This window comes from Marmoricola sp. OAE513, assembly GCF_040546585.1.
Classification (GTDB): Bacteria; Actinomycetota; Actinomycetes; order Propionibacteriales; family Nocardioidaceae; genus Marmoricola.
The window spans coordinates 746,630-759,705 of the sequence record NZ_JBEPOC010000001.1 but is presented as its reverse complement, the minus strand read 5'-3'; the positions used below and the strand labels follow the sequence as shown (position 1 = coordinate 759,705).

General features: G+C 70.4%; 15 protein-coding genes. 8 read left to right on the top strand and 7 right to left on the bottom strand.

Translation table 11 applies throughout. The features are described from left to right. Positions 1-15: 15 nt before the first annotated feature. Positions 16-408, bottom strand: coding sequence for a nuclear transport factor 2 family protein (locus tag ABIE44_RS03685; protein WP_209721983.1), 393 nt, complete (start codon positions 406-408; stop codon positions 16-18). Between the two features lies 1 nt (position 409). Beyond that, on the bottom strand, positions 410-1,945 hold the full coding sequence (locus ABIE44_RS03680; protein ID WP_209721986.1) for an MXAN_6640 family putative metalloprotease: 1,536 nt from the start codon (positions 1,943-1,945) through the stop codon (positions 410-412). Positions 1,946-2,044: 99 nt separating this feature from the next. Between ABIE44_RS03680 and ABIE44_RS03675 the strand changes: the two genes are divergently transcribed. The 5 genes from ABIE44_RS03675 to ABIE44_RS03655 all read left to right on the top strand — a co-directional run bounded on the left by ABIE44_RS03675 (position 2,045) and on the right by ABIE44_RS03655 (position 5,525). Further along, positions 2,045-3,307 carry a DUF445 domain-containing protein gene (locus tag ABIE44_RS03675; protein ID WP_209721989.1) on the top strand — a complete coding sequence of 421 codons (1,263 nt, stop codon included), beginning with the start codon at positions 2,045-2,047 and terminating at the stop codon, positions 3,305-3,307. 10 nt (positions 3,308-3,317) lie between these two features. After that, entirely contained in the window at positions 3,318-3,536 is a 219-nt protein-coding gene (locus ABIE44_RS03670) for an RNA-binding S4 domain-containing protein (RefSeq protein ID WP_209721993.1), read from the top strand. A gap of 10 nt (positions 3,537-3,546) precedes the next feature. After that, a complete protein-coding gene (locus ABIE44_RS03665; protein ID WP_209721996.1) occupies positions 3,547-3,978 on the top strand; it encodes a CBS domain-containing protein in 432 nt (143 codons plus the stop codon). 63 nt (positions 3,979-4,041) lie between these two features. Continuing rightward, positions 4,042-5,112, top strand: coding sequence for a biotin synthase BioB (gene bioB, locus ABIE44_RS03660; protein ID WP_354437819.1), 1,071 nt, complete (start codon positions 4,042-4,044; stop codon positions 5,110-5,112). 41 nt (positions 5,113-5,153) lie between these two features. Then, positions 5,154-5,525 carry an FKBP-type peptidyl-prolyl cis-trans isomerase gene (locus ABIE44_RS03655; protein WP_209721998.1) on the top strand — a complete coding sequence of 124 codons (372 nt, stop codon included), beginning with the start codon at positions 5,154-5,156 and terminating at the stop codon, positions 5,523-5,525. Between the two features lie 7 nt (positions 5,526-5,532). On the opposite strand, the gene ABIE44_RS03650 is transcribed toward ABIE44_RS03655, so the two are convergent. Genes ABIE44_RS03650 through ABIE44_RS03630 form a run of 5 tightly spaced genes read right to left on the bottom strand, consistent with a single transcriptional unit; the run spans position 5,533 to position 10,631 of the window. Continuing rightward, entirely contained in the window at positions 5,533-5,700 is a 168-nt protein-coding gene (locus ABIE44_RS03650; RefSeq protein ID WP_209722000.1) for a hypothetical protein, read from the bottom strand. Between the two features lie 38 nt (positions 5,701-5,738). Beyond that, on the bottom strand, positions 5,739-6,608 hold the full coding sequence (gene hisN / locus ABIE44_RS03645; protein ID WP_209722003.1) for a histidinol-phosphatase: 870 nt from the start codon (positions 6,606-6,608) through the stop codon (positions 5,739-5,741). Between the two features lie 52 nt (positions 6,609-6,660). Beyond that, positions 6,661-7,659: a ribosome small subunit-dependent GTPase A gene (rsgA, locus tag ABIE44_RS03640; protein ID WP_209722005.1), complete on the bottom strand. Its 999-nt coding sequence runs from the start codon at positions 7,657-7,659 to the stop codon at positions 6,661-6,663. Then, positions 7,656-8,954, bottom strand: a complete 1,299-nt coding sequence (gene aroA / locus ABIE44_RS03635; RefSeq protein WP_209722007.1) for a 3-phosphoshikimate 1-carboxyvinyltransferase — start codon at positions 8,952-8,954, stop codon at positions 7,656-7,658. Before aroA ends, rsgA begins: the two co-directional genes overlap by 4 nt. 24 nt (positions 8,955-8,978) lie before the next feature. Continuing rightward, positions 8,979-10,631 carry a sigma-70 family RNA polymerase sigma factor gene (locus ABIE44_RS03630; protein WP_209722009.1) on the bottom strand — a complete coding sequence of 551 codons (1,653 nt, stop codon included), beginning with the start codon at positions 10,629-10,631 and terminating at the stop codon, positions 8,979-8,981. A 184-nt stretch (positions 10,632-10,815) separates the two neighbouring features. Here ABIE44_RS03630 and ABIE44_RS03625 point away from each other — a divergent pair, with 184 nt between their 5' ends. The 3 genes from ABIE44_RS03625 to ABIE44_RS03615 are packed head-to-tail and all read left to right on the top strand — an operon-like array spanning position 10,816 to position 13,006. After that, positions 10,816-11,583, top strand: a complete 768-nt coding sequence (locus ABIE44_RS03625) for a hypothetical protein (RefSeq protein WP_209722011.1) — start codon at positions 10,816-10,818, stop codon at positions 11,581-11,583. Between the two features lie 29 nt (positions 11,584-11,612). Next, positions 11,613-12,362, top strand: a complete 750-nt coding sequence (locus ABIE44_RS03620; protein WP_209722013.1) for an SOS response-associated peptidase — start codon at positions 11,613-11,615, stop codon at positions 12,360-12,362. Next, a complete protein-coding gene (locus ABIE44_RS03615; protein WP_209722015.1) occupies positions 12,362-13,006 on the top strand; it encodes an alpha/beta hydrolase family protein in 645 nt (214 codons plus the stop codon). Before ABIE44_RS03620 ends, ABIE44_RS03615 begins: the two co-directional genes overlap by 1 nt. Positions 13,007-13,076: the final 70 nt, after the last annotated feature.

The following is a 13,076-nucleotide window of genomic DNA, read 5'->3' as shown; positions in this document are numbered from 1 at the left end:
GCTCGATGACCGAGGTCAGCCGCCGAAGAGCTGCTTGCCCATCGCCGCGATCACGACCTCGAGCGCCTGGAACGGGCGCACCATGACGGTGAAGTCGGTGATCAGGCCCTCGTCGTTCCAGGTGATCATGTCGATCCCCTCGACCTGCTTGCCGTCCACGACGGTGTGGAAGCGGAGCACGGCGTCGTTCTCGTTCTTCCAGGTGTCGGAGTAGCGGAGCTCGGGTCCGAGGACGACCAGGGCGGCACCGAGGTAGGCGCACACGGTGTCGCGGCCCTTCTGCGGCGTGTGCACGGCGGGGGAGTGGAAGACGGCGTCCTCGGTGATCATCGCGGGCAGAGCCGCGGCGTCACGGGACTCGACGACGTCGTGCCAGCGCTGCAGGCCGATCTCGGCAGGGGTGGGCATCTCAGTACTTCGCGATCGCGCGGATCTTGAACATCTGGTTGTTGTAGTAGCCCGTGCTGCCGTTGGTCATCGTGATGACGGTGGTCCGCACCTTCTTGGGGTTGAACGGGAACCGCTTCTTACCGTTGCCGGCGGCGTTCAGCGGCATCACGTAGGTGGCGACCTTGCCGGACCGGTAGCGGACCTGCACCCGGATCTCGGTGCCCCGGTTCGTGTTCGGCGCGTCGATGATCAGCTTCAGCTGTGCACGGGAGGGGAGCTTCTTGCTCGGCTTCAGCACCAGGGGCGCCGTGGCCAGGTGGTTGACCCGGACGTCGAGCGTGCCGGTGTCCTTCGCCTTGCGGCTCAGCGTGCCGCGCGCCCACGCGCCGGGCGACGGGTACGCGCCGCGCTCGGAGTAGGTCCCCGGGGGCAGCGTGTTCCAGACGGCGTACCGGGCGAACTCGAGAGGGAAGTCCTTGTACCCGCGCGCCTTGAGCACAGCCACGACCGCCTGGATCGCGTTGCGTCCGCCTGCGGAGACGCGGGCGGCGTTCCAGACCTCGCGGATGATGTTGTTGCTCCTGAAGCGCTCGGACATGTACTTCCACCAGGTGACCGCGCCGTAGCGCTCGAGCCCGCCGGCGTAGTCGAGCGCGTTGCGCGGCTTCACGATCTGGCTGTAGTTCAGGTACTGCAGGTAGTCGTTGATGCCGTCGTAGACGAAGTCCTCCATCCAGACGGCAGTGCCCTCCATGAACCAGTCGCTCTCGTTGGCGTCGTAGCCGAACTGGATCGCGTGGAAGAACTCGTGGGCGGCGGTGACCCGCAGCGACGCGCCCGGGTCGGCGCCGAACTCGCTACGGGCGAAGTCGTTGTCCAGGCCGCACCACGCCGTCGAGGTGGAGGCGCCCGAGTCGGTGGTACAGAAGCCGTAGTAGCCCTGGTCGCCGAGCTGGTCGAGGAAGACGTCGGTCTTGCCGTCGCCGTCGTTGACCGGCGGCTGGTAGCCGAGGACGCCGACCTCCTTGACGTAGACGACCTTCTCCATCACGTAGAGCGTCTCCTGCGCCTGCGCCAGCGACGCGCCGCCGCTCGAGGCCGACAGTCCGTCGCGGTAGTGCACGCAGAAGTGCGCGCTCTCCACGACCTTCCAGGGTGACAGGAACGGGGTCGTGCAGTTGGCCGACTTCGGGACCGGCCGTCCGCCGTCGATGATCGAGGCCTGCCGTGCGGTCATCGAGCCCTTCGCCAGCTGGGCCTCGCGCATCAGCCGGCCCAGGTCCTTGCGGGGCAGCGGGTCGCCGAGCTTGCGCTTCGGCAGGTCCTTCGGCGAGAGTGCCGCCTGCAGCTCGTGGAAGATCGCGGTCGCCTCGGCGCGGGTGTACTTCCGCGGCTTCTCGGCCTTCGTGGATGCCCCGCCAGACGTCACAGCCGATGCCGCGACCGGCGTCGCGCCCGCCGTCGTCGCGGTCGCGGCCGCGGAGAACGTGGGAACGCTGAAGACCACGGCCGTGGTCAGGACGGCTCCGAGGGCGGCCTTGAAAGAGGTGTGCACCCCCGAAGCCTAGGTCAGGGACCTGTGCATGCCGAAGTGAACCTGGACGAAAGGGGCGAGCGATCGGCCGCGGCTCCCTCCGGTAGCGTCGGGGTCACGATGACGATCCCGATGGTGATCCCCGACGGCGCCTCCCCGGACGCCGTGCGCCGCCGCCGACTGCGGCAGATGAAGTCGGTGGCGTTCGGCCTGCTGGTCCTGGCCGCCGTGGTCTACGTGGTCACCCGCGACCACCACGGGTTCCTCGGCTACGTCAACGCCGGGGCCGAGGCCGCCATGGTGGGCGCGATGGCCGACTGGTTCGCCGTGACCGCGCTGTTCCGCCACCCGCTCGGCCTGCCGATCCCGCACACGGCGCTGATCCCGCGGAAGAAGGACGAGTTCGGGAAGAGCCTCGAGGACTTCGTCAGCGAGAACTTCCTCCAGGAGGAGATCATCCGCGAGCGCCTGTCCGCGGCTCGGATCGCCGAGCGCGGCGGGGAGTGGCTGGCCGACCCGACCCACGCCGCCAAGGTCGTCGCGGAGGGCTCCTCCCTGATCACGCTGGGTCTGAACCGGCTGCGCGACAGCGACGTCGAAGCGGTGGTCGCCGACGTGCTGCTGCCCCGGCTGATCAACGAGCCGATCTCGCCGATCGCGGGCAACCTGCTCGCCGAGGTACTCCAGGACGACGCCCACCACGGCTTGGTCGACCTGGCGCTGGAGGAGGGCCATCACTGGCTCGTGCACAACCAGGACACCTTCACCGCGGTGCTGGGGGAGCGTGCACCGAAGTGGGCACCGGACCGCCTCAACGAGATCGTCACCGAGCGGATCCACCTCGAGGCGATCCGCTGGCTCGCCGACATCCGGGCCGATCCGCAGCACCGCGCCCGTCAGGCGTTGGACAGCCTGCTGACCCAGCTCGCCCAGGACCTGCTCACCCGCCCGGAGACCCAGGCACGTGCCGAGCGGCTCAAGACCCGGCTGCTCGAGCACCCGCAGTTCATGGCCAGCGGGATGGCGCTCTTCGACGCCGTCAAGCAGGCGCTCCTCGATGCGCTGGCAGACGACCAGGGGCCGCTGCGCGCGCGGGCGACCGCGGAGCTGGTCCGGTTCGGCACCCGGCTGCAGACCGAGGCGCGGCTGCAGCAGCGCGTGGACACCTGGGCCGCCGACGCGGTGGTCTTCGGCGTACGCCGCTACGGCGGCGAGCTGACCGCCGTGATCACGCACACGATCGCCCGGTGGGACGGCGAGGAGGCCGCCGCGCGGATCGAGCTCCAGGTCGGCCGGGACCTGCAGTTCATCCGGATCAACGGCACCATCGTCGGTGGACTGGTGGGCGTGGCGATCCACGCGATCAGTACCGTGCTCGGGTGAGGAGGCCCGCATGAAGGAGATCGAGATCCGCGACGACGCGATCCGGCTGGGGCAGCTGCTCAAGCTGGCCGACTTCATCGACCACGGCAGCGAGGCCAAGGAGCTGCTGCTCCAGGGCCAGGTGCAGGTCAACGGCGAGGTCGAGACCCGCCGGGGTCGGCAGCTGGTCGTGGGAGAAACCGTGACTGTCCACGGCCAGACCGTTGTCATCGCCGCCCGCGAACTCTAGATTCGCCAGCATGAAGATCAGTGAAGTAGTTGCCGGCAAGGCCAGCCAGAACATCATCACGATCAAACCCGACGCGAGCGTGCGGGACCTGGTGGCCCTGCTCGCCACCAACAACATCGGTGCTGCGGTCGTCTCCGGCGACGGCACCACCGTCGCCGGGATCGTCAGCGAGCGCGACGTCGTACGCCGCCTGAACGGCAACGACGGCGCCCTGGACGCGGCGGTCTCGGAGATCATGACCAGCAACGTGCGCACCTGCGAGTCCGGTTCCTCCCTGGACGAGGTCCGCTCGATCATGACCGAGGGTCGCTTCCGGCACCTCCCGGTGGTCGACGACGGCCGGCTCGTGGGCGTCGTCAGCATCGGCGACATCGTCAAGAACCACATCGACCAGGTCGAGTTCGAGCGCGACCAGCTGGACTCCTACGTCCACCAGACCTGACGGCTACCAGTCAGTACCCGAGACCCCCGCAGGGACCGGACCTCGTCACGGCATAATGAGGCCATGACTTCGATGTTCGACCAGCTCGCCAGCAGCATCCTCGACGGGAAGCCGGCGACGGCCGACGACGCCCTCGCCGTCCTCCGGGCGCACGACGACGAGCTGCTCGACGTCGTCGCGGCTGCGAGCCGGTTGCGCCGCGAGCACTTCGGCAACACCGTCAAGGTGAACTACCTGGTCAACCTGAAGTCCGGCCTGTGCCCCGAGAACTGCAACTACTGCTCGCAGGCCGTCGGCTCGACCGCGGACATCCTCAAGTACAAGTGGCTGAAGACCGACGAGGCGCTCGCCGCGGCCGAGGCCGGCCTCAAGGGTGGCGCCACCCGGGTCTGCATGGTCTCCAGCGGCCGCGGACCGACGAATAAGGACATCGACCGGATCACCGACATGGTGGGCGCGATCAAGGACGAGTACCCGCAGGTCGAGGTCTGTGCCTGCCTGGGCCTGCTCAAGGACGGGCAGGCCGAGCGCCTCAAGGACGCTGGCGTCGATGCCTACAACCACAACATCAACACGGCCGAGTCGCACCACGACAACATCGTGCAGACGCACACCTACGCCGACCGCGTCGACACCGTCGGCAAGGCGAAGTCGGCCGGCCTGTCCCCGTGCAGCGGGTTGATCGCGGGTCTGGGCGAGTCCGACGAGCAGCTCGTCGAGGCCCTGTTCGCGCTGCGCGACCTCGACACCGACTCCATCCCGGTGAACTTCCTGATGCCCTTCGACGGCACGCCGTACGAGAACACCTGGGAGCTGGCTCCCACCCGGTGCGTGAAGATCCTCGCGATGGCCCGGTTCGTCTGCCCCGACAAGGAGATCCGGATCGCCGGCGGTCGCGAGATGCACCTGCGCAGCCTGCAGGCGATGGCTCTCCACGTGGCCAACTCGATCTTCCTCGGCGACTACCTGACCTCCGAGGGCCAGGCGGCCGAGGAGGACCTGGCGATGATCCGCGACAACGGTTTCGTCGTCCTCGGCGCCGCTGAGGACACCGCCGCTCCTGCCGCCACCGCCACGCACGACCCGGTGAAGCGCCGTCGCGGCGCCGGCACCGACCTGCCCGCCAACGCATGATCCGACGCATCCTCCAGTCCCTCACCACCCCAGGAGCACCCATGTCCGAGAAGCCCGAGGTCGAGTTCTACGAAGGTCCCGTCCCGACCGACCTGGTCGTCACCGACATCACCGTGGGTGACGGCGACGAGGCCGTCGCCGGCCGCGACGTGTCCGTGCACTACGTCGGTGTCGCGCACTCGACCGGTGAGGAGTTCGACGCCTCCTACAACCGCGGCTCGGCGTTCCGGTTCCCGCTCGGTGGCGGTCGCGTCATCGCCGGCTGGGACCAGGGCGTCCAGGGCATGAAGGTCGGCGGCCGTCGTCAACTCGTCATCCCCGCGCACCTCGGCTACGGCGACCGTGGCGCCGGCGGCGCGATCAAGCCCGGTGAGACGCTGATCTTCGTCGTCGACCTGCTGCAGGTCCACTGAGCGTCCGCTAGACCCCTTGGCCCCGGCCCTCGAAGGGGGGCCGGGTGTCCTCGTCCGCGCGACGCATGTCCGCGGGCTGCTCGTTGATGCTCGTCATCGACCGGCGCAGGCTCACGGTCAGCGCGATCGTGCCGACGATCGCCGCGACCACCACGATGCTCCAGAAGACGCTCATGGGCGCGCGGTAGACGGCCCGGGTGAACGCCGGAAGAACTAGTCCTCCTCGGTGAGCCGACGGAAGTCGGCGAGGTCGTGCACCGAGCCGCCGCCGCGCTGAGCGTGCCGCGACTCGTCGTCGACCGACCCGAGGAACGCGAGCGCCTGGTCGTGCAGCTTGCCGTTCGAGGCGATGGCGTTGCCGCCGGTCGGCCCGGGCTCGCCGTCGAGCGAGGTGAAGATGCCGCCGGCCTCGCGGACGATCACGTCCAGCGCCGCCATGTCGTAGAGCTCCAGCTCCGGTTCGGCGGCGATGTCGACGGCCCCCTCGGCGAGCAGCATGTAGGACCAGAAGTCGCCGAACGCCCGGGTGCGCCAGCAGCGGCGGGACAGTGCCAGGAAGTCGTCGAGCTGGTCGCGCTCCTCCCAGCCGCCGATCGAGGAGTAGGCGAACGACGCGTCCTCGACGCGGGAGACGTCGGAGACCTGGATCGCCGAAGCGCGCAGGAGCGACGTACCGGTCCAGGCGCCACCGTCCTTCATCGCCCACCAGCGCCGGTTCAGCGCGGGCGCGGACACGACACCGACGACGACCTCGTCGTCGACCATCAGCGCGATCAGCGTGGCCCACACCGGCACGCCGCGCACGAAGTTCTTGGTGCCGTCGATCGGGTCGACCACCCAGCGGCGCTGGCTGTGCCCGGCCGACCCCTGCTCCTCGCCGAGGACGGCGTCGCGGGAGCGGGCCCGGGACAGCGTGCGACGGATTCCCTCCTCGACGGCCTGGTCCGCGTCGGTGACCGGGGTCAGGTCCGGCTTGGTCATCACGTGCAGGTCCAGCGCCTTGAACCGCGCCATCGTCAGCGCGTCCGCGTCGTCCGCGAGGACGTGGGCGAGCCGGAGGTCGTCGGTGTAGTCCAGAGCCATGGGGACAGGCTAGCGAGCAGGTGCCGGCGGCGCGGCGGCGAGGGCGACCTGCTCAGTCGCCTTCCTTGACGTCCCGCGTCGCCAGCAGGCGTCGGAACGACTCCACCCGGTCGCGCTGATCGCCCTCGGCTTCGTCCAGGCCGCACTCGGGCTCACCGAACCCGTGCGTGCAGCCGCGCGGGCAGACCTCGGTCAGCTCGTGCAGGTCCGGGAACGCCTCGATGAGCTGGTCGGGCTGCACGTGCGCGAGGCCGAACGAACGGATGCCCGGGGTGTCGATGATCCAGCCGTCCGGCGGCCCGGCCTCCGACGGCAGCGGCAGCATCAGGGCGTTGGTCGAGGTGTGCCGCCCGCGCCCGGTCACCGCGTTCACGATGCCGGTGGAGCGCATCGCGGTGGGGACCAGCGCGTTGACCAGCGTCGACTTGCCGACGCCGCTGTGCCCGACCAGCACGCTGGTGCGCCCCGTCAGCAGTGCGCGCACGTTGCTCACGTCCGTCCCGCGCTCGGTGACGACGTACGGGACGCCCAGCGGGCGGTAGATGCTCACCAGGGTCTCCGGGTCGGCGAGGTCGGCCTTGGTGAGGCACAGCAACGGGTCCATGCCCGAGGCGTACGCCGCGACGAGAGCACGGTCGATGAGCCGGGGGCGGGGCTCGGGGTCGGCCAGCGCCGCCACGATGACCAGCTGGTCGGCGTTCGAGACCAGCACCCGCTCGACCGGGTCGGTGTCGTCGGCGGTACGTCGCAGCGTCGTCTCGCGCTCGTCGACCAGCACGATCCGCGCCAGGCTGCCGTCGTCCCCGGAGGTGTCGCCGACGATCCGGACCCGGTCGCCGACCACGACGCCCTTGCGGCCCAGCGGCCGCGCCTTCATCGCCATCACCACGGTGCCGTCGTCGAGCAGGCAGGTCAGCCGGCCTCGGTCGACGGTGACCACCCGGGCCGGGACAGCGTCGTCGTACGTCGGGCGGTCCTTGGTGCGCGGACGGGTACGCCGCCGAGGTCGCTCGTAGGACTCCGGGTCGTGCTCGTCGTAGCGCGGGCTCACGGTCGGGCAGCCCCGTCCAGCAGACCGGACCAGACCCGCTCGAAGCCCGGGAAGGTCTTCGAGGTCGTGGTCACGTTCTCGACCAGCACGCCGTCGACGGCGGAGCCGATCACCACACCGGCGTGGGCCATCCGGTGGTCGGCGTAGGTGTGGAAGACGCCGCCGTGCAAGGGAGCGGGCGTGATCTCCAGGCCGTCCTCGTGCTCGACGACCCCTGCGCCCCGTGCGGTCAGCTCGGCGGCCAGCGCCGCGAGCCGGTCGGTCTCGTGCCCGCGGATGTGCGCGATCCCGCGCAGCCGTGAGGGGGAGTCGGCCAGAGCGGCCAGCGCGGCGACGGCCGGCGCCAGCTCGCCGACGTCGTGCAGGTCGATGTCGAGCCCGGAGATGATGCCGGTGCCGGTCACGGTGAGCCCGTCGCCGTCCAGGGACACCTCGGCGCCCATCGTGGCCAGGATCTCGCGGAGGGCGTCGCCGGCCTGGGTGGTGGCGGTGGGCCAGTCAGCCACCTGAACCCGTCCGCCGCTGGTCATCGCCAGCATCAGGAACGGCGCCGCGTTGGAGAGGTCGGGCTCGATGGCCACGTCGAGCGCACTGATCGGTCCGGGGTGCACCCGCCACCGGTCCGGAACGCTGTCGTCGACCTCGACGCCACGGGCGCGCAGGCAGGCCACCGTCATCTCGATGTGCGGCAGGGAGGGCACCGGGGCGCCGACGTGCAGCACCTCGATCCCGTCGTCGTACCGGGGTGCGGCGAGAAGGAGAGCCGAGACGAACTGGCTGGAGGCGGACGCGTCGATCCGGACGCTGCCTCCGGCGACCGCGCCGGAGCCGTTGATCGTGAAGGGCAGCCGGTCCTCCGCCGCGTCGACCTCGACGCCCAGTCCGCGCAGCGCGGTCAGGATCGCGCCCATCGGTCGGGTCCGGGCGTGCGGGTCGCCGTCGAAGGCAGTCGGGGCGCCGCGCAGTGCAGCGAGCGGCGGCACGAACCGCATCACCGTGCCGGCCAGGCCGCAGTCCACGCTCGCTGGTCGGTCGGCGGTCGCGAGGATGCCGGGCGTAACGCTCCAGTCGGAGCCGCGGGTGTGCACCGCGGATCCCAGGCTGGTCAGGGCGGCCGCCATCAGCGCGGTGTCGCGCGACCGCAGGGCACGGCGTACGACGCCGGGGCCCTCGGCCAGGGCGGCGAGCACCAGCTCGCGGTTGGTGAGCGACTTGGAACCGGGGAGCTCGACGCGCAGGTCGACCGGGAACCGGGCGCGCGGAGCCGGCCACGGGTCGGCTACGGCGTCACTCACAGGTGAAGGCTACCGAGATCGGGATCAGAGCAGGCCGAGCAGGGCGCTGTCGCGGTTGTTCAGGTCGTTCGGGTCGGCGACGTTCTCCGGACCGATCACCGTCGCCGCCGCGGTCAGGGGAAGTCCGTTGACCTTGAAGGTCATCGGCGCCGTGTCCGGGCCGATCGGGCACAGCAGCGTCGCCGCGGTCTGCGGCGTGGTGCTCGGGGTGGGTACCGCGGTGCTCTTGGCGGCGGCGGCCTCGGCGGTGACGCACCCGCTGCCGATCTGGGTCAGCGTGCCGCCGAAGACCTGGACCTTGAGGACGCCCTCGGTGCCCTCGGGCAGGCCGGCCGCGCTGGCGTTCAGGTTGCCGATGGTGCCGGCGTCGCTGGCGCCGAGCAGGCCGAGCTTCGGCTGGAAGGCGAGGCGTGCGCTCATGTCCGCCGAGGAGACCACCGGTGCGGTGGGCGTCGTCGGCGGCGGGCTCGTCGGGGTGACCGGAGGCTTGGTGGGCGTCGTCGGCGAGGACGGGTCGCTCGAGGGGCTGGTCGGCCCGTCCGGGGTGTTGGCGACGGGCTGGTTGCCGCCGTCGTCCGGGGCGTCGCTGCTCGGGGCGTCGACCGGGTCCGGGGTCGGGGTGGGGGTCGGCGTCGGCGTCGGCTGGCTCGTCGGTCCGACCGTGATCGGCGGCAGGACCTGCGGCGGGAACGAGGTGGTCTCCCCGGAGTTGCTGACCATCACCGCGAACGCGACCAGGCCGGCGAGCGCGACGGCACCGCCGGCACCGAGTGCGACCCGGCCCTGGGCGGCGATGGTCTCCCAACCCCGTGCGAAGGCGGCGGCCACCGCGGCACCGGCGCCCTCGAACGAACCTCCCAGGACGGCCCCGAGACCGCGGTTGCCCTTGATGCTGGCCAGGTAGGCCTCCGTGGCCTCACCAAGGACGACCGGTCCGATCACGCCCGCCATCGAGGAGTTCACCTCGGAGAGCTCCAGGAGCAGGGCGGTGCACTTGCGACAGGTGCGCAAGTGCTCCTCGACCTTGGCGGCGTCGCGGCGCGAGAGTCCGTTGCGGACGTAGGCGCCGAGCTTGTCGTGGGTCCAGCGGCACTCGGAGTCGCCGATGTCGGCGGAGTGCATCTGCAGGTACGCCTGACGCAGGCCCTCACGAGCCCGGTAGGCGAGCGCGGAGACCGAGTTGGGGGTCATGCCGAGCAGGGGTGCGACCTCGGCCGGCTTCTGACCCTCGACCTCGAGGTGCCACAGCACCAGCTGCCAACGCTCCGGCAGGCTCGCGTACGCCTTCGCGGCGACGCCCCCTTCGAAGCCCGCGATGACGGTGTCCTTGAAGGGTTCACCCTCGTCGTACGGCGTCAGGTCGTCGGTAGGCATCGCCCGGTTGGTGAGCCGGACCTTGTCGACGTGCAGCCGGCGGACCGCGGTGAGCAGGTACGCGCGGAAGGCGACGTCCGGGCCGCCCCCGGCGAGCAGGACGTTGAGGACCTTCGCGAACGCTTCGGAGACCAGGTCGTCGGCATCCGGGGCCGAGACCAGCTGGCGCGCCAGCCGGGTGGCCGCGTCCCGGTGCCGCGCGAACAGGTCGCCGTACGCGGACACGTCGCCACCGCGCACGCTCGAGATCAGCTCGGCGTCGCTCAGCTCGCCCTGCTCGGGCACGCGGTCCATAACGGTCATTTGGCTCTATAACGGGTGAGAGGGGAATTAGTAACGCCATCCTGTCACGGCTGCCGTGGAACGGGGTGTTTCGCGGAATTTCCGGGAACTGCGAAATATCCTCGAAGTCGCGTCATGAATGCGCCCGAGCGCCGTTCCTCCTCCGAGTTCGATCGTCGGGGAGGACCGAACTCGTCAAGGAACAGTGAGCCTGAAGGACATGGTGATGGGACTCTTCACGACGAAGTCGAGGAGGTCCCGCACCGCCAGCGGCAAGAGCACGGAGATGCCCGAACGCCTGCGGAAGAAGTTGCCCGCACGCTTCGAGGCAGTGGGGGAAGCTCTGTCCGCGGGAACTGACGCTCACGCCGCCTGTGCAGTGGTGGGCCGGGATCTGGCTCGGGACGGGATCGACCTCAACGAGGCGCTCCACGACCTCCGGTCCACCTTTGCACTGGTCACGAGGTCCGATCCGGACTTCGGGTCCACCCACGCGCTCAGCATCGCCTGGGCCGACGAGACCCTCGGCTACCTGCACGAGGTCTCCTGCGAGAACCCGCTGACCGGGTTGGCGACGCTGGCCCACGTCCGCGGGAGGCTCGCCGAGATCCAGCGCGGGGCCGAGTCCCGCGGGGTGGTCGGTGACATCGGCTACGCGCTCGTCGTCGTCGACGTCCCGCTGCTGTCCGCGGGTGACCGCGAGGCACGCCTGGGCAGCGCCCTGGTGATGGCGCAGGTCGCCAGCCAGGTGCGGATGGTCTTCGAGGGCGAGGAAAGCATCGGCGAGGCCAGCCCGAGCCGTCTGCTCGTCGTCGCCGAGCGGACCGACTTCCTCGGCACCCGGGTCAGCACCCTGCGCGACCTGCTGATCGAGGCGACGCCCGCCGACTGCGTCGTGCGGGTCTGGATCGAGGGCCTGCCGGCGAACGCGTCGGCGACGTCGACCTTGCTCGACGAGCTCGCCCGCACGTAACTGTCCTCGGCCCGCACTAGCCTGCTCCTATGTGTGGTCGCTACGCCTCGAGCATGGATCCCGAGGACATCGTCGAGGAGTTCGAGCTGCACTCGGCGCTGCCGTCCGACCTGCCGCGGATCGCGCCCGACTACAACGTCGCGCCGACCAAGGAGGTCTACGCGGTGCTCACCCGGCCGCCGCGGGGCGAGGAGGTGGCCGAGCGTCAGCTGCGGGTGCTGACCTGGGGACTGGTGCCGTCGTGGGCCAAGGACCCGAAGATCGGCAGCCGGATGATCAATGCGCGGATGGAGACGGTCGCGGAGAAGCCTGCTTACCGCAAGGCGTTCGAGAAGCGGCGCGCGATCCTGCCCGCCGACGGTTACTTCGAGTGGTACGCGAGCGAGGAGCTGACCGCTGCGGGCAAGCCGAAGAAGCAGCCGTTCTTCATGCGCCCCCGGGACGGCTCGATGCTCGCCATGGCCGGTCTCTACGAGCTCTGGCGCGACCCGACCCGGGCCGACGACGACCCGCTGCGCTGGAAGTGGACCTGCACGGTGATCACCACGACCGCCACCGACGACCTCGGTCGGATCCACGACCGGATGCCGTTGATGCTGCCCCGCGACGCGTACGACGCCTGGCTCGACCCGTCCCCGCGCAAACCGGCCGAGCTGCTCGAGCTGCTGCAGCCGGCTGCTCCCGGGTTGCTGGAGGCGTTCCCTGTCTCGACCCTGGTCTCGAACGTCAGGAACAACGGTCCCGAGCTCGTCGAGCCGCTGCCTCTCGAGGGCCCCTGATGCCCACTGAGCGACTCGTCCCGACAGCGGTCGGAGAGGCGCGCGTCGTCACGTACGCCGCCCGCAGGGCGCAGGTCCGGCTGGTGCTCACGCACGGAGCCGGAGGCGGTGTCGACGCCCCCGACCTGGTCCGGCTCACGGCCGACCTGCCTGGGCAGAGGATCACGGTGGCGCTGGTGGAGATGCCCTGGCGCGTCCAGGGCAAGAAGCTCGCGCCACGCCCCGCGGTGATCGACGAGTCTTACCTCGCCGTGCTCTCCGCGCTGCGCTCGACCACGCCGTTCGTCCTGGGTGGTCGCAGTGCGGGTGCACGCTCGGCCTGCCGGATCGCTGCGGGTGCCGGCGCAGTCGGGGTGCTGGCCCTGTCCTTCCCGCTGCACCCACCGGGCAGGCCGGAGAAGTCACGGCTCGAGGAGCTCGCAGGTGCCGGTCTGCCGACCTTGGTGGTCCAGGGAGGCAACGACCCGTTCGGCCGGCCCGAGGAGTTCCCGGGCGACGTCGAGCTCGCCACGGTGCCGTTCGGCGACCACAGCATGAAGGTCCCGAAGCGTGCGCCGCTGACCCAGGACGACGCGCTGGCGATCGTGACCGAGGCGACGCTGGAGTGGCTGGTGCGTGACGTGGTGGGGAATCGCGAGGCCTGAGGCGTTGTTGTCACCTCTGACGGCAGGGCGCCGTCGACGACGTACGAGGGGACAGGAGACCGACGATGCT